Source organism: Desertivirga arenae, assembly GCF_017355785.1.
Classification (GTDB): domain Bacteria; phylum Bacteroidota; class Bacteroidia; order Sphingobacteriales; family Sphingobacteriaceae; genus Desertivirga; species Desertivirga arenae.
The window spans coordinates 49,903-75,496 of sequence record NZ_JAFEWE010000011.1; the positions used below are offsets into that span (position 1 = coordinate 49,903).

A 25,594-nucleotide genomic window follows, 5' to 3' on the forward strand; every position below is an offset into this window, starting at 1 on the left:
TAGCTGAGCATTTTGTCATCTCGACGCGAGGAGAGATCCTAAAGAAGAGAGATCCTAAAGAAAGCGCTTTAGGATCCCTAAAAAGTCCTATTATTCTATTGTGAAAGTCTCTTTCAGACGTATATCTTCAGATGAGCTTCCTATTAAAACTTCAAACTCGCCTGGCTCTACAACCGGTTTCATATTTCTATCCAACAGCTCTAGATGCTCTGGCAAAATGGTAAATGTTACTGTCTTGGTTTCACCAGGATTTAATTTTATTCTCTCAAATCCTCTCAGTTGAGAATCGTAAACAATTACGCTGCTCAATTTATCTTTTATATACAGCTGGACTACCTCATCTCCGGTTCTGCTACCGGTATTAGTCAGGTCTAAGGAAACTTTTATTTGTCCTTCTGCCGACTGGCTTTTGTGGGAAAGCTTCAGGTTTTTATACTGAAAGGTTGTATAACTAAGACCGAACCCAAAGGGATACAAAGCCCCATTTATGCTTGTTTTGCCATAACCGTTGTTGCCTGAGGAGGGCTGGTTTGCATGAGACCCTGGTTTGAAAGGGAAATTATATTCCAGCTGACCGGTTGTTTTAGGAAAAGTTACAGGTAATTTTCCTCCTGGATTATAGTCGCCAAATACAGCTTCTGCTATCGCTTTAGCTCCCATTGGTCCCGGAAACCATGCCTCAAGGATTGCCTCTGCATTTTGATCTGCCCAATTAATCGTTAGAGGACGACCATTGATCAGGATAACAATAACAGGTTTACCTGTTGCTTTTAGTGCTTGTAAAAGTTGTTCCTGGCGACCAGGCAGATCCAGGCTGGTACGCGATAAGCTTTCTCCAACGCGCTTTTCATCCTCTCCCAGTACTGCAATGATCACGTCTGACTCTTTTGCCTTTTCTACGGACTCTGCTATACCTGCCTTTTCTGTCTCTGAAAGAGGAGCACTAACAAGTTCAGTTCCCGGCCAGCCCTCATTGATAATATCGCAGCCTTTAGCGTATTCAAACTTCAACGCCTGCCCCTGATAAGCTTTCAATGCTTTATAAACAGAAAGAGAAGGGTTATTTCCTGGTCCGTAGCGACTTACTGTAAAGCTTACCTCGTCTGCCAGTGGCCCTGTAACAAGAATTTTCTTTGCCCGGTTCTTATTAAGGGGAAGGAAGTTCTCCTTGTTTTTTAATAATACAAGTGATTCCCGGTTTAGCTGAAGAGCGAACGCTTCGTCTGCACTGGTGTGAACTAGTTTATCTGCAGTCTTAATATCCTGAGCTAAAGGACGATCAAACAATCCGAGCCTGAATTTTACTGTCAGCACCTCCCTCACCCTTTGATCGAGTGTTTGCATTGAAACTTTACCTTCCTTTACCAATTCGCGTAGAGGATTAAGAAATACCTGAGGTTCCCGAAAATTAGTCCAGACGTTTAATCCGGCGTTTATTGCCTGTTCAATGGCCCCTTTAAAATCGTCTGCTACATGATGTTTTGAGGCTATAAATTCTACAGCTTCACTATCAGACACAATGTAGCCGTCAAAGCCGAATTGCTGTCGAAGAAGTTCAGTAAGAAAATAATGACTTCCAGTTACCGGAATTCCATCCCAATCGTTATAACTGCTCATTATCCCCATTGGCTTTGCTTCTTTAACCACCCGCTTGAAGGGATACAAATACAATTGATGCATTTCCCTCGGTGCTACGTGCGGATCAGTACGAGCATTTCCATCTCTTCCTCCTTTAGGTACACTGTAAACAGCATAGTGCTTAAGCGTAGATGCAACTCCTTCGCTTTGAATCCCCTGTACCATTTGTTTTCCCAGTTCTGCAATTAGAAAGGGATCTTCTCCATAACATTCAACCACCCTTCCCCAGCGTGGGTCGCGGGCAGGATCAAGAATTGGAGCATAAACATTGGTATAACCCAACACTCTGGCTTCGCGACCTACCATATGTCCGGCCTGATTAACCAGATTTTTATTCCATGTGCTTCCGATACCAATGGGAGCGCACAAGGGTGTGGCTTTTTCATGGCAAAGACCGTGAATGCCCTCGTTAGTAAAATCTACAGGAATACCTAGACGGGTCTCTTCAATAAACCACTTCTGTACCGTATTGATTGCCGAAGCATGTTTACTGAATGGGAAAGAATAAGATGTGACGGCCTTCTTATTATTTGGAACGCTGTTTAATTCTTCATCTATATTAGCAATTCCATCTTTCCAAATGGAGGTTTTCCAGGCTGGTGTGGGCATTTCATCTTTAAGAACCCTGCCGTATCCGTACAAGGTAGCAGTCTGCGCGGTTTTCTCGTCGACATTCATTTGCGACAGAAGATCATTTACCCGTTTTTCAAGCGGTTGCGTGGGATCTTCGTAAATATCTTTTCTTCCATTCTTGTTGAAATCTATCCAATTAACGTGGTAAATGTTTTTTCGGGATTTCTGCGCTTGAGCGATTTGAGATGATGCAGAAAAGCTGACAAACGAAAAAAGAATAAGTGTGCTTTTTGAAAATGTAAGCATGGATGAAACCAGGTTTAATTAGTTATGGCGCAATATCCAAAATCTCTTGATGATTAGTATAGGCTTTAATTGGCAATTTTATCTGTAGAATTAGCTCATCCATTTTTGTCATCCCTAACTCAGAAGGGCCATGAACATGTCTTCTAGAATGAGCTCCTTAATGCCTTTCCTATATTCGAGATGACAAAGTGTAATACCCAGTTACCCTTTGTAGCTGGCCTTAAATACTCACCTGAGGCTACTAATTCTTTCCGATGGAAACATTCTTCCCAGTCAATCTCAGACTTAACTGAGCTTCGAACAAAGATTTAGGATTTACCGTAGCACCCTGCATCTGGTGAATTCCAGAGTTCTCAAAGGTCACTTCGTTATCAGACTGAAAACCAACTAATATTGGTGAAGCAATAGTGTAGTTCCTTCTTCTGTTCATATCCCAAAAATTATAATGCTGCGGCTTTGCTGATTTGTGATAGAAATTCCATAGCACCAGCTGTTTTCCGTGATGTGGATGCCCTGGCTCCGGCCCTCCTAAATTGTAAAATACACCCCCATCGATGTTATCATAAAGAGTAGCATAAGGCTGACCGGAGTGAATGTCGAAGTTCTGGTCTACCCCTAAAGAACACTGCGTAACAACTGTTCCTGAAGCCCCGTAACCTGTTCCCGCTCCATGATGCTGAGCCCCGTTAAAGGTGCAGTTTTTGATCAATACACCATAACCGGTTCTGGCGTGTATTGAAGCATGACCTTTCTTTCCTCTGAAATGTGTATTATTTACGCTTACCTGATAACCAGCTCTGATCATGATACCTTCATTCCAATCATGAAACTCACAATTTCTTACCCAACTATTTTTTATAAACTCCATTCCTATAGCCTCATATGCATAATCGTGAACTGCATTTTTATGATGAAGGAATTCTTCCGGGAAGGCTTTCCAGTTACTAGTGAACAATATGTCTTCAATTCCGCATTCTTCGAGGAAACTTCTCGTTTGAATGTCCCAATCATATCCTTTAACCATGATCACATCCTGGTGAAGAGGATTTTTAAAAGTTACTTTATTTCCTTCGATCCTGGCTATTGTATGTATTTCGTTGATCTGCATTCCTCCCGCCGGCCCCAAAAGGCGCGTCCACACGGACTTAAGCTCTAAGGGAGCAAAGTACTTACGAGTGTATTCTTCGCTTCGGTGATGCACAACCACATCCTGCCCAACCTGTAGTTTAGAAGCATCAGCAACGGCAACCGTGAAACTTTCACGAGAAGCATTTTGAGTAATGCTGGTAAGCTTTTCAAGACGATCATTTTCTGGTGCAAACATAAACTGGCGCCCGTTTATACGCATAGTAGCCTGAAAGATTTCCGTACCACCGGCGCCACTTCCACTTCCTTTTAAAACAATATTACTTTTAGAAATCCGGATCTGTTTTTTATTGTTGGTATCTGCAGCAATCTTATATCTTCCTGCAGGGAAAAACACTACTCCTCCTCCTGAATTTTTTTCTGCAGCGTCTACCGCTTTCTGTATGGCGGCATCATCAAACCCTTCATCGTTTGGAATCGCCCCGAAATCGGTTACCTTAAAATATTTTCGATTTGAAACATCCGGGATAGCTTTTTCAGAAAAGTGATAGCCAGCATAGGAGAAATCTGGTAGCACTGGTGTTTTTCCGCTTTTTTTCGCTTCCACGAAATCCTTCCATAAAGGTGGAACTTCCTGCGCATGGGAGGCTACTGCTTTTTGTATCGCTTCTGTATTTAGAGTCGTTCCATTGCCTACAGCTCCAAACTTTGTTATATCGAAAGCTGCTGGTTGTAGTGCCTCCAATTGAAAAACAAATACGATTATTAACAAGCCGGAGATTAAAATCCCTCTCATAAACTAACAATCTAAGTCTACAATAATTGATTAGTGCAATGAAGGAATTTTCCAGCTACCATTACTGTGATGGATCGTCATTTTATTCAGTCGGATTGGCGGGAGAAGGGTCCGTCGCGGACCATTTTCGCTCAAGCACAAGAAGAACTAGCGTGTGTTGCAGAAGGGAGCGTTAAGATCCCTCTTGCTGGCTGGATGACAAAAACACACCAGTTTTAATTTTCCACTTGTAACTCCTGCAATTCCAGCATTTCATTCTCCCCAGTTTTAATATTAAGAAGCTCTCCTTTAAGCTGTTCGGCAGTCTGCCCGTTTCGTTTTAAATGCACAGTTTTCCCTTTCCAGGGATTTTCTATTACACACGGTCTCCCTTTTTCGCTTAAGATTCTGACATCCCTGACCTTCCCTTTTTCCAAAGCACTGCTAACTAGAAAAGCACCATAAGCACGCAACGTTTGGAAGCTTGCATCCTTACTTCTATTCCAGTTAGGAAATATCCGAAGTACGCCTTCGTAGCTTTGCATCAACATTTCGTTGATAGTGAGAGGTACAGCTGCCAAAGTCTCGATCCCTCCTCCTCCCTGGGTGATCCATAAATTCGGCAAAGACTGAGCTGCAATCCGTTCTTTCAGATTCTTTAAAATCACATCCGGGCCATATCCAACCCTCACAGCTCCTGGGTAGCAAGTTTCTATCCCATTTCCTAGCGTGTGCCCCCAGTCGCCCGGTGCGCTAACCTGGTCTTTCCAGTGAGAAATATCGCTAAGCAATATTTTATTTAGCTCGGGCTCTGTTTTAGGTCCCACCACTCCGCCTGGCAGGATCAGTCCATGCATAGAAACGCGTGATAACCCTACTGCCGTTGGGTTATCAGAGGAGGCATTTCTTTCTACACTTTTTAGCGACAACCTGCCATCTGCCGTGCCGACAGGGAATTTACTCAGATGATCGACTATATGCTGCCACTTTTCACGCCGGTTTAAATCAACCTTCAGATAGTCACTTACGTCAAGAATTCCCTTAAATAACATTTTAACTAGTCCCAGAGAAAGGCTCGAGTTGAAATCCCCAAGCCGGTCTTTCCACTGCCCCTTATTTCTCAAATTTGGCATCTCTTCATTGAAGTGGTCCATATAGATAACGTAGCGGTCGTTTTCAAACTTCAGGTATTCCTCCCAGAAGTTGGCGCATTCTTGCAGATAAGGGTAAACCGTATTCGCATAATCTTTATCGTAGGTACTGTAAAACCGCATCATCATATTTCCCACACTAAAAACAGCGTTAATTTTTTGCCCAAGGAATTTGTATCCGCCGTCAATCGTATTTTCGGTAGTAGCATATCTCTTAAGCATCTCTTCCGGAGTTAGCGGCCAGCGTGTTGTTACAAGTCCTTTCGGTCCAATACCGACCGGATAATAAATCCCTTTTTGATTCAACAGCTCTTTAGCGTGCAACCTTCCCTTCTCCATATAATCGAGCAATGGCTGATCAAAGTTCTCTGTGAGTTCGATATGATTCGATGAATAGGAAGCCCAGTAAGGTGCCTGATAATTATAATTAAGATGATAGTCTCCTCCCCATGCTGTAGAATCCTGAGTAATAAAGGGTCCCCATATACCAGGAGCAAATTTTCGGGGCCGTGAACTGCATGCAAAGAGATATTGAGAGGCGTAGTAATATTTTTCAAGGAATGTATCTGGAATTTGAATTTCAGATTTATTCCAAAAGTCTGCCCACCACTTTTGATGTTTAACTTTCGTCGCCTGAATAGATGCAGGAGTAAATGCCTGCACATCCCTGATCGCCTCCTCTTTCCAATCTCTACTATCCTGATTACTCAACATACTTAAAGCAAAAATCAGTTTCCTGCCAGGACTAATAGTTAGAGTTTGAGATTTTGAAGCTTGAATCCCTAGAACTTTCATTGCTATGGCTACGTGTGACGGCCATTCGAGAAGAGGGGTATTCTCGAAGGAACGAGTGGCCCAATAAACGTTAGTAACAGTACCCGATTTGCTAACTGAGGTATTTCCAATGGCTGGCCAGAGTTTAAAACTCAAATGGCAGGTTTTATTAGAAGATATTTCTGCTACTACAGTGTTTGATGTAGCAGAAACCCAGGAGTTGAGACTGACGACCAAATCACCTTTCGTAAATTCACCTGATATGTATGCCTTGTCAATGATTTGTTCAACATGATACGCCGCACCCTTCAACTCGACTATGTTTATATCAAGACCGCCAGGAAAGGCAATACCCCCACCGGGATAAACAGGATAAGCTCTCCAGAAGTCGTTTTTCCCAAGATAAAAACGCAAGCGGTCTGGTGTCCCTCCAAGGGTTAGACCGATATCTCCGTTACCAGCCAGTGGAGCATCAGGAGTTTTTGATGTAGGAACTTTTTTAGGGGGAGAAGTAAAGACAGCTTTATAACGACCTGCATAAATGGGTTGTGCCGGCAATCTTTTGCACATTAGCAAAATGAGCAGCAGAAGGATCAATTTAATTTTAGGATACATAGCAATTGGTTAATCGGTTGTAAGTTTCAGATATTTCAATTTAATCGTTGGAAAGATCTTAGAGGCCCCTTACCCCATTCATCATCATAAAAGGAAACATTTTCGACAGTCACATCCGAGGAGCTTTTGAGGCGCAGTACAGAGCCGGCTTCTTTTGCTTTCACCAGGTTTAAGGATGAAAAGACAGCACCATTCACATCATCCAACAAGATAGGATAACGCCTGTCCCGCTTCTCGAAATTGAAAGAGCAGTTCTGCACTTTCAATCCCACCACGTGCCGGGCCCATAGGCCATAAGAGGGCTGGACTTTGAGATTAGATATATTGTATTGCCCCACGCCAAGTTCTGGAGGAACCATGGCTGTATCTGCTGCCGGATTTCCGCCTTTTACAAGAATGTTCACATCATTAAATGCTACGTTTTTAATATAGCCCGTATGATGGCCATTTGGAAGCTTGAAGTTCAGCCCACCCTCTACCATTGATGGATCAGGAAGCCTGTAACCGGCTATAATTGGAGAGGATCTTTTTTGAGTTCCATCATAAGCTTTCCATCTTACCGCAGCATTTCCGAAAGAGCTTCCGCTATAAACTTCTGAAATATCTACGCCATTAATTAAAATGTTCTCTACCTGGCCAATATTCACATTGTTAACCAGTAATTCATCGTGCTTAACCCCGTTCTCGACAAATTTGACCAGGCTTACATCAGATCCTAAAATCCTGGCTCGATTGGATATGGAAATAAAGAAGGGAGTTGTTGTCCTAAACATCTTTGAGCGGGAATGAACAGGACCTGTATGACCGCAGTTTAAATGAACGTCTTTCACATGCCCTCCATCATTTGTTGAAATGGAAAAGCCCGCTTTATTAGCTCCCAGAACATAAATATTATCTACATGGACATCCATTATATCGTCAGCCGTTTCTGATCCTATCTGGAAAAGGTTACAGTTAGTGTCACCAATGATATTACGAACCATATAATGCCTTGCCGGCCGCGTAAACCCTAAGGAACAGTCTGAGCCGGGTTTGACAATGTCATCTGAACTTACCTTACAGTAAATATTAGTTACCGTTACATTATTGCAGGCCATGAAGTCGTAAATATCCCGCACATTGGAGGTGCTGTTTTTACCGAAGTAAGTATTGTGAACATGAATATTATCGCTGCCTGTAGCTAGTACAACAAAGTGTCCGGCACGATCAATATTCAGCATGTTACTAACTTCTGTGCTAACGGAATTGTCCTTTTGTATGTAGTAGGGTTCGTCCCTTTTGGGATCATACCACAAATCTTCATCCTTATAAATGCCCCCTATTTCAATGTTAGTGCATAATTTCAATGAGAACATTTTATCAGCCCTGTTATCAGGCGTGTTGTTCATTACTTTATCTCCTGTTACAAGATTTCCGTTGCCGGTAATTCTTCCGTTTCCAATGATCTTGATATTGTCCTGCCGTTCGGCAAAGAACATCGCATTTTTAAAGAAATGATGTCCCACATCCTGTTTGGTCAGGTAATTTTCCGGATCCTGATATGGCCCAGCATCGGTTGGCGAAAGTCCTGAGCGGTAGCTCAGATCGCTGAACCAGGTGGTCTCTGGTGCGTCTGCCCCTTTCAACGCCTGGATTGTAGCATCTTTATCCAGGTAGAGGTAAACGTTGCTCCTGAGATGCACCGTCCTAACTGAATAAACCCCTTTGCTAAAGAATAAAGTGCCCCCGCCTATTTTATTCAGAAAATTAATGGCACTGTCTATTTTCGTTGTATTATCGGTTAAAGGATCTCCATTTATTCCAAAATCCTCAACAGCCTTTTTCCCTGTGTAGAACCAGGCAAAGTTTGACCCTCCCCTAGCCGAACCATCTTTTACAAAAAGCCTAAATGCGTATAACTTTTCTGGAGATAGTCCTTTTACAGTTACCCTCGGGCTTCTTTTGTCGAATTCCGCATTTGCAGCTCTCCATGTTCTACCCTCATCAAGGGACTGTTGAAGGACAAAGTTTCTGCTATCCGTTGCAGCCCAGCTGAAACTTGCACTAGTATACGTTTCAGCGGTCTCCTTATAACTCAAATCTTTATTTACAATTCTGGCAAAATCTGAAATTGTATTTGTTACCTGAAGCGTGGCTGTTTCAGAACCTGTGCCAGGACTAGTTAGTACTTCAGGTTCGGACGTGATGTATTGGGATTTAAAATAGTACTTACCTTCTTTCGCAAGCTTTACATCCTTAATTACGAGTTTGAGATCAGGTCCGTTTGAGGGTCTTAAATCCAGGTTAGTGAAAGTTATTATCGAACTTCGGTCCTTCAATATTGAGATCTGTACATCCCCTACTTTTGAGTAAGAATAACGAGTGCCTGTTCTACCAATTGATTGCGCTGCCAGCGCATTTAGCGTTACATCTCCCCTGCCGATAACATTAACCGTAGTACTTTCCATACTTGCGTTAACACCCTCAGGCAGATAAATTCTTACAGTTGCATTAGGGCTGCGTTGTCCTGCTGTAAAATAAAGGATCAAATCCTTTTTGGTATTTTTAGTTTGAGAGGCTTGTCCTAGTTGTAAATTACCCTTTAAGGCTCCACGCCTTACTTTGAGGTAATAAGACCTGGTGTTTTTTCTGCTTTTGGATTCTATTAGCAAACGGTCGCCTGTTACTAGCTCTGCATCTTCCGTAGCGGAATGATTGGCGGTTATAATTTTGTATAGAGGAGCGGAGCCGTTTGCTGAAACTATTTCTTTTGATAAAAGACTGGCTGTGACTCCTGTCCTTGTAAGTCCCTTCCCCTTAGGAGTATCTACCGTATGCCTCATAGTTGTTCCTGCTATCAGAATGATGGTATCCTTAAGTATGGAAACGATATGGGGAGAAGTATTGCTGGGTCGAATATTATCTATTGATTGACCTTTTGTAAGCGGAAAAAAGGAAAACAAAAAGAAGCAGATAATCAGATATGGAACTTTAATCATGCAATTCATTCTATCCGAAGATAATGTGAACCGGAACCCCATCACTCTGTTAAATTAGCTATTAACTAAGTCAGATAAACAGGTTCATATCAACTTAGCCATCTCTAGTTCCTGGAAGGGTTCTGCAATTGCTAAGACCTACTTTATATCCCAAATGTGATAGATTTAATAAAGGCACTTCATCAGGAACGAGATCGATATTATATCAATACTTATTCCAGTCCTCTGGCAGAACGAAGGCTTCTAATTTGTAGGACGAATCCTGGTTACCGAAAATGAAGTAACAAATGAGTGTAATTCTTCCGACCTTATCTATGTCGATTATATAATATCAAAAGATCATCTAAGTTCTGCTAAAATATTGTGGACGGTATAGCCCGTAAGATCTATAGCGTGCTAGTTATTCTGCTTGTGTTTGTTATTGAAGTCCAAAGACCAGTGCATTTAAAATCAATCAACCTTAATTCTGGAAATCATTCATGTACTGAATCAACTCAATCCGCATCAAATAACGAAAATTTAAAATTCGAAGCATGCAAACCTTAATGCTTACCATTCCTGTATGATGAAACCAGAGCCTGGCTTATACGAGCAATTAATTAATAAGCTTTTCTACAATAAACTTCAGAGCCTTAACGAGGAAGAATTTTTTGTTAAGACTACCGTTTTAGACAAAGCTGAAGCTGCGCGGTGTCTAAGTCAATATTTATCTGAAATTATTCGTTTCGCATTGACCGAGCTTAAAGGAGATGACAGGCTGTTAAAGCAGCTTACGCTATCCAATAAGATCATCCAGGTTCTGATAGATGAATTACCCGGTGCGGATATTTCTAATAATTTGCTGGAAAACGACCATGTACTGCAGGCCATTTTTTCAAAACTTGATTCGCCTTATATCGATTTTAGTGATCGTCTTAAACAAATAACTCCTTACACCCGCTTAAGCCAAAGTGAATTGTTTACCGGAAACAATGTGGGCGTCTCACTGGAGAGCGAAATTAGAAAAGAGATCCTTTCTGCCGATGAAATCTATTGGCTGGTTTCTTTCATCAAATTCTCTGGCATTCGAATATTTAAAGAAGAGTTGGAAGAATTTACCAACAGCGGGAGAAAGCTAAAGATCATTACCACCTCTTATATGGGAGCTACTGATCTCAAAGCGATCGAATTCCTCTCGAACTTTAAGAACACGGAAATTAAGATCTCTTACAACGGTGATCATGAGCGGCTGCATGCTAAGGCTTACCTGTTTTTAAGAAATACTGGGTTTCATACCGGCTATATTGGTTCATCAAATATTTCACGATCTGCCTTGACTAATGGCCTTGAATGGAACTTAAAAGTAACTACCAGAGAGATCGGTCACATTATTGACAAGTTCAGGAAAACCTTCGAAACCTATTGGGAAGACAAGGAATTTGAATACTATCAACCCGGAAAGGATAAAGAGAAATTAAGTAAGGCTCTAAAATCACAAAGCAGCAGAGACAGGAAGACATTCAAATTATTTGATCTGACGCCTCACAAGTACCAACAAGAAATCCTGGAAAAGCTTGAAGCCGAGAGACTGGTGCACCATCGCCATAAAAATCTAGTAGTGGCAGCAACTGGAACTGGCAAGACGGTTATTTCTGCATTCGACTATAAAAGATTCAGGACTCAAAACACCCGTTCGAGACTTCTTTTCGTTACTCACAGAAAAGAAATCCTGGAACAGGCACAGGAGACTTTCAGGCACGTATTAAAGGATACCAACTTTGGAGAATTGTGGGTTGACGGGCTTGAGCCTGGCAATTTAGAGTATGTGTTTGCCTCTGTGCAAACGCTAAGGAACCGGGTATCCGATTTAAAGCTAAGTCCGGAATTTTACGATTTTATCATTATCGACGAAGTTCATCATGCTCCTGCAAACAGCTATCGCTTTATTTTCGATCGCTTTGCACCAAAGGTCCTGTTAGGTTTAACTGCCACGCCGGAACGAATGGATGGTGAAGACATTCTGAATGATTTTTGCAATACTATCGCCGCTGAGATTCGTCTTCCGGAAGCAATTAATAGAAAACTGCTTTCTCCTTTTCAATATTTTGCCGTTTCTGATTCCATTGACCTATCGCAGGTTACCTGGAGAAATGGGCGTCACGACATTACTGAACTCACCAATCTATATACCGCGGAAGACAGGAGAGTATCTGAAGTATTGGAGAATTGTGAGAAGTACTTAACAGATCTCCAGGAAGTTAGAGCATTAGCATTCTGCGTTAGTCAGGCCCATGCTCAGTATATGGCGGAGAAATTTTCGCTCGCTAAATTAAAGGCTGATTATTTAACCAGCAGTAGCAGTCCGGGAGATCGGGACAGCGTTCGCCATCGGCTAAAGAGCAAAGAGATCAATTTCCTTTTTGTGGTAGATATCTTTAATGAGGGGGTGGATATTCCGGAGATAGACACCGTCCTTTTCCTCCGTCCAACGGAAAGTTTAACCATCTTCCTCCAGCAGCTGGGCAGAGGGCTCCGGTTAGCTGACTCTAAGGAATGTTTAACGGTGCTCGACTTTGTAGGGAATGCAAACGAGCAATACGATTTCGAACATAAATTCAGAGCTTTGGTTGGGCGCACACACTCCTCCATAGAGAAAGAAATAGAAGACGAGTTTCCGCATTCACCTTTAGGCTGTTCCATCGTTCTGGAGAAAAAAGCAAAAGAAACTATTCTTCGCAATATCAGAAAAGCCATAGGTTTCAACCGAAATCAGTTGATTGCCAAAATAAGAAGCTTTAAGCTCAATTCAACGCTGTCGCTAACGCTGAAAAATTTCCTGGCATTCAACCATCTGGAATTACCACTCCTGTACAAAAAGGGCAGCTGGAAAAGACTTTTAGCAGCAGCGGGTGAGATCGCTGATTTTGTGGAACCGCAAGAAAGAGAACTGAAAAGGTTTATCACTCAGCTACTGCTTCAAGCGAATTCCTATAGCTATCTAATATTCATCAAGCGTATAATTCAAGAAAACCGGGAGATAACAAATCCGATAGCAGAGGATGAAATTAGGATTCTAATGCTTCATTACGATCTTTGGCGGGAAGCAGGGCCGAAACTTGGTTATAGAAACTTGACTGAAAGTTTATTGGTATTCAAGCAAAACCCTGTTATGTGCTCTGCGATCGAAGAACTTATCGATCTCTTAATTGACCAGATAAATTTCATAGAGAAGGAAATCAAACTGCCGTTTCCAACGCCTCATAAAATACACAGCCGTTATAATCGCGACCAGATCCTTACTGCATTAGGACTTCATACATTTGAAAAGGCTTCTTCTAACCGGGAAGGTGTGGCCTTGAATAAGGAGTTGAACGTAGAAGCCTTGTTCATTACCCTTAAGAAATCAGAAAGGGAGTACTCTCCTACTACCCTATATGACGACTATGCCATAAACGAATATCTTTTCCATTGGCAATCACAAAATGCCACTTCACCTGAGTCGCCAAAGGGAATGTCTTATCGGAAACATCACGAGATGAATAAAACCATTCTGCTTTTTGTAAGAGAACAGAATGATGACGAGTATGGAAATACCATGTCGTACGTGTTTTTAGGAGACGCCAATTTTAGAAAGTCCAGCGGCTCGAAACCTATGAATATAGAATGGGAACTTAATGAACCTATGCCGGCGTATTTGTGGAAGGATAGCGGGAAGTGGGCGGTGGGGTGATGGGGGGGAGTGGTGGTAGTTAAGTTTTATAAATTCCTTCGATGAAGATAAGCAATGCTCCTTTTCATAATGTAGTTCTTTAGCCTAGAAGCCCATTACGGTTCGAATGAATCGTTAAATACAAAGCTTGAGTGGTAGTATTCTTAAAGCCTTTGTGCCAATTCTTAAATAGCCATACTAAGGTGCTTTTATATCGAGTGTATCTTCTACCTTAGTCTTAGAAATTAAATTAAATTAATACACTAGCTGGTGTATTTAAATCACAAACAGCATTCAGTACGTTTTTATGCAGCGCAACTTTGCAATTGAAACCGAAAATCTTTGTTACAGTTTTAAAGGTCAAAAAATTATCGATAATATAAGCTTGAAAGTTCCAGAAAATAGTATATATGGATTTTTAGGCCCTAATGGTGCAGGAAAAACAACTACGATTAAACAGATCATGGGACTATTGCCAGGTAGTGGGATAGTGAAGTTTTTTGGTGAAACCATTCCTTATAATAAAATTGAGGTTCATTCTAGAATTGGATCCCTAATTGAAACTCCCTCTTTGTATGAGCATTTATCGGCGGAAGATAATTTAAACATTTCAGTCAAACTCAGAAGGCTTAATAGATCCCGAGTTCAAGAGGTCCTTCAGTTAGTAAAACTCACTCATGTTCATAGTTATAAAAAAGTTAAACACTTTTCATTAGGAATGAAGCAGAGATTGGGTATTGCTTTAGCTCTTCTGCCAAATCCGAAACTACTTATACTTGATGAACCTGTAAATGGACTTGACCCAGAAGGAATTATAGATATGAGAGAACTTCTAATATCCCTAAATAGAGAGGTTGGAACAACTATTTTTATTTCAAGCCACCTACTTGCCGAACTTGAAAAAATGGTATCTCATGTGGGAATTATAAATCAAGGAAAACTGGTTTATCAGGATGAACTTAAAAATTTAAGACATGTGGGGGAAGTACAATCAAAACTGACGTTACAAACTAGTAATAATGCACATGCAGAACTAATCTTAGCTGAACTTAACCAGAATTATACAGTTGATGAAAATGTAATAACGGTACACACTATTGAAAAAAAGCAGTTAGGTGCAATCTCAAGAGCAATTATTGCTGCCGACATTGACATCTATCATTTAATGTTTAAAGAAAAAGATTTGGAAGAGAACTTTATGTACCTTATTAATCGATAGGATGTCCAATGTTTAGTATTGAAGTAAGTAAAATCAAGAACACCGCCCTTATGTGGTTTCTTTTAATAGGATCCTTATTAATACCCCTTGCCGTTGCTGTAAGTGTTTTTGAAGAGGCTTTAAAGAATATCAATATTCACCAAGAGTGGGGCTCTGGTTGGTACCGAGTTCTTAGAGGATCGTCCTTCTTTACAGCCCCAATGATTATGGTATTAATCCCTAGTTTTGTAATGGATATAGAGTACAGGAGCAGTTCGTGGAAGTACTTACTAACCCTGCCGGTAACAAGACAATCTATTTTTCATTCAAAGCTCCTAATATGCATACTAGGGTGCCTCTTCTTTTACCTTAGTTCTTTCCTAGCATATGGTATTGCTATGAGTGTTTATTGGTTTTATTTCCCTTCCAGCGGATTATTTGATTCCGAATTTCCAATACTACAAATTGCAATCCTTTCCCTAAGAATGATTATTTCATCCATTGCAATAATGATTCTCCACTTTGGGCTTAGCCTGTTTATTAAAAACCTCATTTATAACATCGGCATTGGTGTTTTCGGAATTGTACTAGGGATTTTAACTTTCGATTGGAATATGAAATTTTATTTTCCTCACAGTTCGTGTTTGGTTTCTATGTTTAAGTCGTCAGCAGGTACATCTGCAATCACTAGGTACGAAATAATTAGTATAGTTCTAATTATTATCTCTTATTTATCCTCTTTCTGGTTTTTCAGAAAAAAATTTAGAGGATAGCTATGGATAAATAAAAAAATCATGCATAACAGATCATAAAAATTAAAATCATGAGAAAAATTCACATAATATTACTAGTATTAGTAGGGTTGATAGTTTATAGTTGTAAAAAGACTGAAGACGAAAACTACGACCTTGCAATTAATAAGCCAAATACGGTATCTATTACAAGCATGAAACTAATTAGGGAGGTAGAAGATCTTCCAAAATCACATATCGGTTTAGGATACAGCAAATTAACACCAGAGGAAAAGGTTGTATTTTGGAACCGCCAGATTGACAACTACCTTTTAGAAAACAAGGTATCGGATGAACTAAAAGACCATATCTTGAAATTAAAATCCTTTATTACTGTGAATTTATATGAAAATCTGGGGAAGCCAGAAACAGAAAAGTTGGTTGACAAGTTCACAAAGGAATGGCTTCTCGACCCAATTCAAAATGGTCGATTTCCGGCTAAAACTCTTATATCGGTAAGTACTTTATATGGTAGAAAAACAAAGGAAAGTTCGATTAAAACCTTAAACACTGCGTCATATTCTACATCAAGCGAACAATCAATCACATGCGATTGCTACTATTCAGTCTATTGTCAAATTGGAACAGGGGGAAGTAATTTATGTATGACTCAAGATGCATGTAAAACCAATTCTGACAACCCTTTCAACTGTGGCATTACCGGGACCTCGAGGTGCGTAGGACGTTGTGAGTAAATAAGAAATTAAACTTTGTTATGCATGATTTTAAGCTCTTATTTTTAAAAGTTTACAAATGGTTAAGTCAACAAATTTCAAAAAGCTTCTGTTTCCAATTTCTATTTTCTTCTATTGTTTAGGTTGTAGTAAAATAAGTTCTTCTCGTATTAGTTTTGAAAGGGAAACGCAAAACTTTATAATAAACCAGGGCGAAACTTGGAAAGGCTTTTTCCAATTCAAAAATACTGGAAATGAAAACTTAATAATAAAAAGTGTTAACGCAGATTGCGGATGCACGGATCTGAAATATTCAAAGGATCCTATTCCTCCTGGAAAAACAGGGATAATTGAGATAAATTTAAATAGTAAATTGACGGATGCAGGTGCTGTATCAAAATCTATCCTAGTTGAATCAAACACAGATACAATTCTACACTCCTTGACAATCAACGGATATGTAAAACCCAAGATGGCAATTACGAATTGACTAAAAGAGCTAAACATCCACTTGTGAATGGCATAGAGTAACTTATAAAGAAAGCTATGGCAATTTTGATGGATAGGGAAAAGATACATATGCGTAAAATAAATAATATAACTCTTGTATATGTAGGGGTTATTCTATCCACCTTTATAATAGAAAAACCAAAAATCCTAAATGGGCATTTTATTTCTGAGGGTATCGTTTTTAGTATTATAAGTTGTATTGTTATTCCAATGCTGATCGGACTTATTCTAATAAAGGGAGAAAAAAAGCTTTTTTTTGATATTAATGACTTGTTATTTTTACTCTATATAACGATACCGCTTAAAGACTACTTTATCTCCTTTAATCCTTACGACGATAATGTTCCTATAATTTTTTTTTGCTCCGTTTTTTATCTCCTTATTAAACATGTTGCAACAGCGAATTCTGAACTAAGAATTAGTACAGTTACTTCAATTTTTTTTTTGCTAATCGGCTTCTCTTCTATTCAATCCATTATTGGTATACGCCAATTTTTCATTCAAATAATTCACCAAAACAGTATTGTTCCTGTTAAAGGAACTTTTTTCAACTCGGGCCCCTATGGAATTTGGTTAGCGGCAACCTTTCCATTAACTTTATTCTTCTACTCCACATCCACTGCGAAGGCTCATAAGACCTTCGCCTTACTATCCGTCATTCTTATTCTTTTTGCAATCTATCTAAGTTCATCCAGAACTGCCTTTCTGTCCCTAGTTTCATCATTCGTATTTATCTGTAATACTTCGACTTATAGGAAAATAATTAGGACTTTGATTTTAAGGTACTGGTATGCTATTATAGTTCTAATGGTACTATTAATTTATTTCCTTTATCTATTAAGACCAGGTTCAGGAGATGGTAGAATATTAATATGGAAAATTGGGATTCAGATGATATTTCAAAAACCGCTATTGGGATGGGGACTTTCTGGTTTTGATAATCATGTGGGTCATTTTATAGCTAGGTACTTTAATTACTCCCGGAATAAGACTGAAATATTATTAATTGAAAAAGTAACTTTTGCATTCAATGACTATTTGCAAATATGGATAGAGAAAGGATCGGTAGGGCTAATTACGTTCTTAAGTTTGTTGTTTTTTTTATTTACCTCATCTATTAAAGATTCGTTTACCAGGTATATTAAGGCAGCTTTAGTATCGATCTGTGTTAGTTGTTCGTTATCCTACCCATTAGAAGTTTTTCCAAATTGGTTTTTATTTTGCACATTGATTGCTCTGATTCCCCATCAAAGGGCATTCAGCTGGAATTTAAGCGTAGGTAGCAGGTACAATTGGCTCATTGTAATAATCATTTTCGCGACTTTTATTTCAGCATTTCGCAAACTAAGTAGTATACTAGAATTTAAGCAAGAAAGCTATGTCGCTAACAATTTGGTTGCAAACGAGCAGTATAATTCCGCATTAAATATATATGAGAATATTAAAACAGGTTTGAGTTACGATTATACTATGATGATGCCATATGCAAAAGTATTATTCGAAACAGGACAATTTCGAAGAAGTCTATCCATTATAGAAAGTGTTGAAAACTACCATTGTGACCCTTATTTATACTTAATTAAAGGAGATAATTATTTACAAATAGGTCTATTTAATCGCGCTGAAGCTTCCTATAAGTATGCAATAAAGATTGATCCGAAATTGATGTTTCCAAAATTTAAACTTTCTAAGTTCTATTTGAGAACTAATCAAGTTCGGAAAGCCAAAGAAGTTGCAAAGGAAATTCTTTCTATGAAAGCAAAAGTTAGATCTGAGGCCACAAGCTACATGGTGTCTGAAAGTTTAAAAATCCTTGCTGAATGAATTTGTTCCCTTTTCTATGTTGATTCCTGTAATACACAATCAGAAAAATCAGCTAAATGTATTAACCATTTCACTATGCAATCTGTTTAAGAATCATAATAAGCAGTTGATTGATTGTAATGGTGAATGGTATTTTAATATCACCTTCCAGACCAATAAGTTTTCTTTTTTTGTCTACCGACTTAATAAACCCTTTATTAACTAAATAAGATTGGTTAACTCTGATAAAGGTTTCCCCAGCTAATTGCTCACTTACTTTTTTTAATGATTTACAAATTACTTCTTCCTGCCCTGACAATAAGTGAATACTGGTGTAACAATTATCAGATTTACAATAAACAATTTCTGAGTGAGCAACAAAACGAAGCTCGTCTTGGGAATGAATAATTAACTTTTTCATAAGTTTTTATTTGTTGAAAGGCTGCCTATCTAGACAAGGTTATTTGACACAACGAGCTACGCTAAATTGAATATCTAAAGTTTAAGTTAACAATTATAAAGGCAACTCATATTACATCTATCGTATGTACCAAAAAGCTACCCTTACCCCCAAAAAAATACTAAAAAAAATAAAGATTTAAAAATACCACGCATAATATCAAGAAAATACCCCCCGAATATCAAAACCGAGAAGCATTATTAGTTTTTTGTGCAAAAAAAACAAGCACAAATAGAATTTTTAAGCAAAAAGCCTCAAAACTTGAGGCTTTTTACTACTAGACGACTACTATTTCATGATTTTGGAATACATTGGTAATAAAAGTCATTTTGTCTTGTGCATGTCGTTCCGGGAATACAAGTTTTTGGGCCTGTATATCCCTGGCCTCCACACTGCCCATAGGCAGGAACATAAACCGTAAAAGCATAAGAAGACGCAACTGCTAAAAAAAGAAAAGCTAACATTTTTTTCATAACATTGAAATTTAATTATAACTGTTTAAATATTGGGGGGGACTAATACACTACTCCCGAAATTCGAAATATCCCGGGTCGCACTGACGAGTTGCTATGCACGAAAATTTCTTTAACAAATTCACCTTCTTCATAAGGGGTAAAAATTCCTTCGACTAGTGTAACATCATTGCATTTTACCATTTTCCTTGACCATTTAAGCTTTATACAGTCACACGGATGGCGCACTTCATCAATTTGTATAGGATGTGCAGAAATATTTTTTATTTTAAATGAAAAGCTGTAACCCTTGCCCTTCTTCAAATTTCCGAGGTTTTTACTATTCTCCAGAAAAATGTAGTTTAACCGCCCTTGTTCTTTCGCCGATAGATTTTTCACCTTTGTATAGGATAGTAGATCACCGTATATATAATTATCCAAGTAAGATGGGGCATAGTTTATCGTTGAAAGAATCTTACTAAGATTTTTATAACCTTTCTCATGCAGGTCTTGCAACAATTTGATTGTATACGGATACGGAGCAATTTTTAAGGACTGAAGCAACAGACTTGTTGACATTTCTTGTTTTTCCTCTATCATTAGTCTACTTTGAACTACCAATGATATTAGAGACTTATACTGCATAGTAGATATTGGAAGTCGGAACACCTCTGCAAATGAACGTTCTGATACATATATTTTATTAAGATTACTTATCTCGAAAGTTGGGTCATTGGGGAAGCCAAATGAAATTAATTTACCAGTATTTTGAAAAAAGTAGGGGAATGGATAGCTAGGACATTTTAGGATTTCCACCATCTCGTGCCCAGAAGCTGTTCTAAAATCAGCCTTATAACAAATATAATCAGACTTTAAAATACGGACGGTTTCTTTGCTACTATTTATATGTTCCTCAAAAGATGTACAGTTTCCACACTTACTATCCGTCACCAAAATAAAAACCTTTTTATTCTGAGATTTTGCCTTTCTAAACACTTCCTCTAGCCTACCTTCTTCAAAATCAATCTGCTGGCTTTTACTGCATCCAATTAATATAGCCAAGGCAATGGAAAAGATAATATAACAAGGATAAAGGCTTTTCTTATCACAATTTAGTGTACTAGTAGGCATTCTTCGGTGGCTTCTTTAAGTAAATTACACAACTTTAAAATATAAAATCCAATAAGCAAACACACTTTAAGAATTATACCGAGTATTTTAATTATTTGACACCCACCGAACTGAATTTGGATAACGCTCCCATATCCTTTTTTTTTGAATCATTATTTCTTGAAAATGTATAAAATTCATAGGCTAATGCTGAGTGATATTGTAAAGGAGATTTCTTCATTTAATTTTCTTTGCGGAATCCTAGGGATTCTCTTTCTAACATTAAACATCTCTTGCGATAAAAAACTGAAAGAGAAAGACAAAGAAGCTATAATTAATCATTTTAAACATGATTGGCTAAAGCAAAGAGCAGCGAAATTCTTATTAAACAATTACGATTCTCATTACGGATTTAAGGTGAGATACATTTCAGAAAACGGCCAAGATGTAACCGATATAATAAAAAAACATGATGGCAACTTACCAATGATAGATAGCCTGAAAGCAGAAAAGGTTATTGAACAAGTATTTGACAGGGACAATATAACTCGCGATTTTTTGGTTCGAACTATTGACGAAGCAGTTGCCACATACAGAGAACACTCTCCTTACTCACCCCAATATGGACTTCCAATTTTCCTCAATTACGTACTTCCTTATAGGGTTGGGTTTGAGGAAATAAATGATTGGAGACCGTATATGAAAAGGAGATATTCCAGCTATCTAAATACATTTACGCTCACAAATATGACGTTGTTAGAAATAATAGAAGCAATTGAATATGAACAAGAGGGCTCGAGCCAATATGCTCTTTTAATGAAGGGGCAGAGGACGAGAACTTGGGTCAATCCTACTATACATGATATTATAAACGGTCACATTCCCTTCGACTGTGAAGATTATGCCATAAGGACAATATATGCTCTAAGATCACTTGGAATTCCTTCGGCTTATGAGGTTATCCCCTTATGGGGGAAATTCAACTACGGGCATGCTCAGGCAGCTAAACTGATGGAGGACGGTAAATTCTATCCAGTATTATTTGGTGATAAAAACCCATTTAAATATCAAATTGCCAAGATGTATAGGAGGAGCTTTGAAAAACATCTAAACTCTTTTCAACGCATTGAAAAGCTGGGAGTTCAAGCAGAGGACATTCCATCCTATTTCAATCAACCAAATTTAATAGATATTACCAGTGAAAGAACAGATATTAGTCAGATTAGAATTGAACTTTCGGAGCAAAGAACCCCAATAGTGGCATACCTTTCTATTTATAACGCTGGCCAATGGAACCCTATAGCCTGGAGCAAGGCGGATTCCAAATCTCATTCTATAATATTCCATGATATGGGAAGAAAAATCTTATATCATCTCAGCTACTATCAAAGAGGTAGATTAATCTTGAAGGGTAAACCGTTTATATTAAAGCCGGATGGAACAATCAAATACATAGGGGCAACACCTAGAATTAAACACATTTCCATCAACGTTGGAAATTTTGATCGCAATAGTACTATTGTCTCTGGAGAAAGTTACAATCTATTTAAATGGGATGAAAAGGAACAGTGGGAGAAGATAGGATCTCAAAAGGCAAACAATGACACCGTAAGATTTTTAAATGTTGAATGTGATGGTTTATATAAAATTGAACCTGCTAGTTTAGATCATCTTACTTCGCCTGTGAGACCTTTCACATATTCCAAAAATCAACAAGTATGGTGGTAATACGAAAAATCGCAAAAGAAGTTCTACTACTTACAGGCGTAATTTTATTCCTGGTTGCTTGTGAAAATCATAAAAACTATTCAGACCTCTTAAGTGAGCAGAATACAAACTCAAACGAAATTAAAAAGATTTTAAATTTCTACTATAAAGAAAAAGATCCTGATAAGCTTCGAGGAATTGAATATATAATGGAGTCTCTGAAAACAAGATATCAACTTCGATACACTATTACTACCCGAAAAGGTAAACGTATAGTCTTAAGTAATCCTTCCTCTGATCTAGAAATTGATAGCCTGAGAAATATAGCCGGAAATTCTTTAATTATAGATACGATTTGGTTAAAATATATTATTCGTGCGAAACCATTAATTATGCATATTAATAACGCTTATTCTTGCCGAGGGAAATACGCATGGATAAAAAATATTAACAATCTTGTTTATTACAATTACATTCTACCATACCAAGTCAACAACGAGAATTTTACTAACGTTCAGGAAACTTATCGAACGAGATTTTTGCCTTTTGTAGAGGACGTATTAAGTGAGGACTTTGATTCTATTAGAACTCTTTTTCACTATATTTCTCCCTCTTTTGATCGCTCAAATTATAAAGGAGATGCGTTCTTGGATTTCACATCCAACTGTATTAATGAGAACCTTTTAAGGGAAGGCAAAACATACAATGATTTGGAAGACATTGCAGTTCTTCACATTAACGCTCTAAGGGCTATCGGAGTACCTTGCACCTATGAATTTACTCCATTTCTGCCATTTGCTAAAAACGGCGAAATCACTATAAGTGTTTTTAACTACCAGGGCGCTCCTGCTGACTCTAGTAATTATCACAACTTTTACAGGTTTAGGGTAGCTAAATTTTATCGAAACGAGTTTAATCAAAGTAAGTGTGTAAACCCCTATCGCAAGATTTTAGACTTAGGCGTTTCATCAAACGATATTCCTTTCGCTTTAAACCTTCCAAACGTTATTGATATTACAGAAAAAAGGACGGAGTGTGGTAAGTTTTCTATTCCTATACGCGGCAAAATGCTTTCTGAAAAAGTCCTCTACTTGGCGACCGGAAACGATAATTACTGGAAAGTTGTAACATGGGGAAAGGTCGAAAAAACTAATAAGGTAGTCGAATTCGACAAAGTAGGCTACGGGCTGATGTATCGTTTAGCTAAATTTAAATCAGGAAAATTATTTTTATTAGAACAACCATTTAATGTAGATAAAGAAGGGGTAATAGTTAAACAATAACTCAATTCATGAATCTGTCTCGTCCTAAAAAAACTTTACAGATTTAGTTATTAGCCCTCGAGGAATCTTACAGACAGTAGTCTATTATTTTGGCCATTTTCATTATGCTCAAATAATAAATGCATATTCTGAATATTTCGTTTGTATAAAAGGTTCAATCGATGATTGCTACCTTCGTCTACTTCGTTGGGATACATACAGACCATTATAAGATTTTAGACAAAATAAACCCAGTCATCATCCCAACATTACAAACTACTACTACTAGCTAAAATATTTCTAAATACAATCTCTGCACTTAAAATTTAAATTTCGGTTAAAGGGTAACCTCTAATAATGTAACGAAGTCACGCATTAACAGCCTGCTCCAACTTTGAAAAAATCATTTCATTCCTTAATATATACATGCCTAGTCGCTCTTCTGATACCCCTTCCTTAACTTTGAAAGAAAAAACTGGATTATTCTTAATGAACTTGCAATCTAAATACAAGAAGGAAATGTTTTCATTTTGTTGTAGGCTTTGCACAACTTCAGTAAAATGACTAGAAATGACGAATTTAGAGTTTTTTATTTTGGATAAAATAGAGGTAAGAGACAAGGTTGCGTCTAAAGCATCCTTCAAGTTAGTACCCCTGAATAGCTCATCAAAAACTACAAAGAGTTCCCCTTTGGATAGTAGCAGGTCTGCTGTCTTCCGTAAACGAACTGCTTCATTATAGAAGTGGCTCAAACCCTCTTGTGTATTATCAGGTAAATTGATAGTAGTAATTAGTCCTTTGAAAATTGGCAGTTGAAGCTCTTTTGCTGGTACTGGGAAACCTAAATGAGCGAGATAGATAGAGATTGCCAGGGCTTTCATTATAGACGATTTCCCAGCCATATTCGGCCCGGTCAGGAAAATAAGATTTATATTCTCACCAATCGAGAAATTATTTCGAACAGGATTAACTATCGCAGGATGAAAAAGATCTTTAAAATAAACTTCACTCTTTCCTGCAACGTAGTCGGGCAAACACCAGTCTCCGCTTGTAATTAACCCGGCTAAACATAAATAGATGTCTATCTCGTAGGACATTTCAATAACTTCTTTAATAACTATCTTTTTTTCTTTCCTAAAGAAGTTATCTAGGTAATTGAGGTCAAAGCAAGTAATTGGCTTTACTCTTTTCAAGTTTTTTAACAAAACAGGATCAGATGTGAGCATGGAAACTTTATCTAGTCTAGCCTTGAGAATGTCGGGGATTTCCTGTTGAATGGAAATTTTTAAGAATTCTAAAAGTGTAGAAATCAATGATAATAATTCCCTTATTCCAGAAATGATGTTGTAATACTCTTGAGTAGGATTAAAATAATAATTTAAACGGTCATAAAGGGCGTCGATCATATTATTTCCAAGACACCTCCGATTCAGTGAAATATAATCTTCGATCAATTCGAGTTGGTGATAGGAAATATCAAAATCAAATTGTCTAACCGATAGAAAACGAATGCAATCTTGCCTCGCGTTTAGGACCTCACGGTCTCCCGTTGGAGCTTGCATTAGCTTATGCAGCTTAAACTGGGCTCCTTTGGTTCTTGTCTTATCTAAAATAGAAAAGATTGACTTTGCTGTGCCATTACTGAAGATATCAAGATCACGATAAGTTTCTTGGTCTATTTCAAAAGTCATCTAACAAACATTTACGGTAATATTGTATTCCGGATAATTAAAGGCCTTTTCCCGGATATCAGGCAAATCAGAACGCAGCATTTTTTTAACATCCTGTTAACTTAAAAAACAAAGAGCAATCAAGTCCATTTATATAGCTCCTTGCAAAGAAAGATCTTTTGAAGAGAACCCTTCCCTTCTATTTTTTTAAGCAAACGAAATTTACAATAAATTTTTCAGAAACAACTGTTAAAAATAATATTACCTATTGCTATTTAGATGGACTAAGGGTTCTTATAAAGCACTAAAATGTCTATAAATTTTAGCTATAGCCCAAATGAGAGAAGTAATTAAGTCGAAAAGATGTGGAGAT

At 38.2% G+C, this 25,594-nt stretch carries 16 protein-coding genes; 9 read left to right on the forward strand and 7 right to left on the reverse strand.

Translation table 11 applies throughout. The features are described from left to right. Positions 1-90: 90 nt before the first annotated feature. Together J4N24_RS18950 and J4N24_RS18955 are read right to left on the reverse strand one after the other, a co-directional pair. Positions 91-2,517 (reverse strand): glycoside hydrolase family 3 N-terminal domain-containing protein, encoded by a 2,427-nt coding sequence (locus J4N24_RS18950; RefSeq protein ID WP_207535303.1) that lies wholly within the window; start codon positions 2,515-2,517, stop codon positions 91-93. 241 nt (positions 2,518-2,758) lie between these two features. Further along, entirely contained in the window at positions 2,759-4,399 is a 1,641-nt protein-coding gene (locus J4N24_RS18955; RefSeq protein ID WP_207535304.1) for a DUF4955 domain-containing protein, read from the reverse strand. A gap of 69 nt (positions 4,400-4,468) precedes the next feature. Between J4N24_RS18955 and J4N24_RS18960 the strand changes: the two genes are divergently transcribed. Continuing rightward, the gene (locus J4N24_RS18960) at positions 4,469-4,618 is read left to right on the forward strand and encodes a hypothetical protein (RefSeq protein ID WP_207535305.1); all 150 of its coding nucleotides are present in this window, start codon (positions 4,469-4,471) and stop codon (positions 4,616-4,618) included. Here J4N24_RS18960 and J4N24_RS18965 read toward each other — a convergent pair. Continuing rightward, on the reverse strand, positions 4,615-6,918 hold the full coding sequence (locus J4N24_RS18965; protein WP_207535306.1) for a glycosyl hydrolase family 95 catalytic domain-containing protein: 2,304 nt from the start codon (positions 6,916-6,918) through the stop codon (positions 4,615-4,617). The genes J4N24_RS18960 and J4N24_RS18965 overlap by 4 nt on opposite strands. 35 nt (positions 6,919-6,953) lie before the next feature. Continuing rightward, positions 6,954-9,896, reverse strand: a complete 2,943-nt coding sequence (locus J4N24_RS18970; RefSeq protein WP_242691733.1) for an endopygalactorunase — start codon at positions 9,894-9,896, stop codon at positions 6,954-6,956. Positions 9,897-10,458: 562 nt separating this feature from the next. Here J4N24_RS18970 and J4N24_RS18975 point away from each other — a divergent pair. The 6 genes from J4N24_RS18975 (at position 10,459) to J4N24_RS19000 (ending at position 18,581) form a co-directional block, all read left to right on the forward strand. Beyond that, positions 10,459-13,605 (forward strand): DEAD/DEAH box helicase, encoded by a 3,147-nt coding sequence (locus J4N24_RS18975; protein WP_207535308.1) that lies wholly within the window; start codon positions 10,459-10,461, stop codon positions 13,603-13,605. Positions 13,606-13,891: 286 nt separating this feature from the next. Further along, positions 13,892-14,803, forward strand: coding sequence for an ABC transporter ATP-binding protein (locus J4N24_RS18980; protein WP_207535309.1), 912 nt, complete (start codon positions 13,892-13,894; stop codon positions 14,801-14,803). 8 nt (positions 14,804-14,811) lie between these two features. Next, positions 14,812-15,555 (forward strand): DUF2705 family protein, encoded by a 744-nt coding sequence (locus tag J4N24_RS25920; RefSeq protein WP_207535310.1) that lies wholly within the window; start codon positions 14,812-14,814, stop codon positions 15,553-15,555. A 50-nt stretch (positions 15,556-15,605) separates the two neighbouring features. Next, the gene (locus tag J4N24_RS18990) at positions 15,606-16,268 is read left to right on the forward strand and encodes a bacteriocin fulvocin C-related protein (RefSeq protein WP_207535311.1); all 663 of its coding nucleotides are present in this window, start codon (positions 15,606-15,608) and stop codon (positions 16,266-16,268) included. A gap of 58 nt (positions 16,269-16,326) precedes the next feature. Further along, a complete protein-coding gene (locus tag J4N24_RS18995) occupies positions 16,327-16,737 on the forward strand; it encodes a DUF1573 domain-containing protein (protein ID WP_207535312.1) in 411 nt (136 codons plus the stop codon). A 230-nt stretch (positions 16,738-16,967) separates the two neighbouring features. Continuing rightward, positions 16,968-18,581 (forward strand): O-antigen ligase family protein, encoded by a 1,614-nt coding sequence (locus J4N24_RS19000; protein WP_242691740.1) that lies wholly within the window; start codon positions 16,968-16,970, stop codon positions 18,579-18,581. Between the two features lie 73 nt (positions 18,582-18,654). Here the strand turns inward: J4N24_RS19000 and J4N24_RS19005 are convergent, their stop codons facing one another. Both J4N24_RS19005 and J4N24_RS19015 read right to left on the reverse strand, forming a co-directional pair. Continuing rightward, the gene (locus tag J4N24_RS19005; protein WP_207535314.1) at positions 18,655-18,981 is read right to left on the reverse strand and encodes a LytR/AlgR family response regulator transcription factor; all 327 of its coding nucleotides are present in this window, start codon (positions 18,979-18,981) and stop codon (positions 18,655-18,657) included. Between the two features lie 554 nt (positions 18,982-19,535). After that, positions 19,536-20,534, reverse strand: a complete 999-nt coding sequence (locus J4N24_RS19015) for a DUF1573 domain-containing protein (protein WP_207535316.1) — start codon at positions 20,532-20,534, stop codon at positions 19,536-19,538. 255 nt (positions 20,535-20,789) lie between these two features. On the opposite strand from J4N24_RS19015, the gene J4N24_RS19020 reads away from it, so the two are divergent. Then, positions 20,790-22,310: a transglutaminase-like domain-containing protein gene (locus tag J4N24_RS19020; RefSeq protein WP_207535317.1), complete on the forward strand. Its 1,521-nt coding sequence runs from the start codon at positions 20,790-20,792 to the stop codon at positions 22,308-22,310. Further along, complete coding sequence (locus J4N24_RS19025; protein ID WP_207535318.1) at positions 22,301-23,572, forward strand: hypothetical protein; 1,272 nt, start codon at positions 22,301-22,303, stop codon at positions 23,570-23,572. Before J4N24_RS19020 ends, J4N24_RS19025 begins: the two co-directional genes overlap by 10 nt. A 347-nt stretch (positions 23,573-23,919) precedes the next feature. Here J4N24_RS19025 and J4N24_RS19030 read toward each other — a convergent pair whose 3' ends face one another. After that, positions 23,920-25,242 (reverse strand): MutS-related protein, encoded by a 1,323-nt coding sequence (locus tag J4N24_RS19030; protein WP_207535319.1) that lies wholly within the window; start codon positions 25,240-25,242, stop codon positions 23,920-23,922. Positions 25,243-25,594 lie beyond the last annotated feature (352 nt).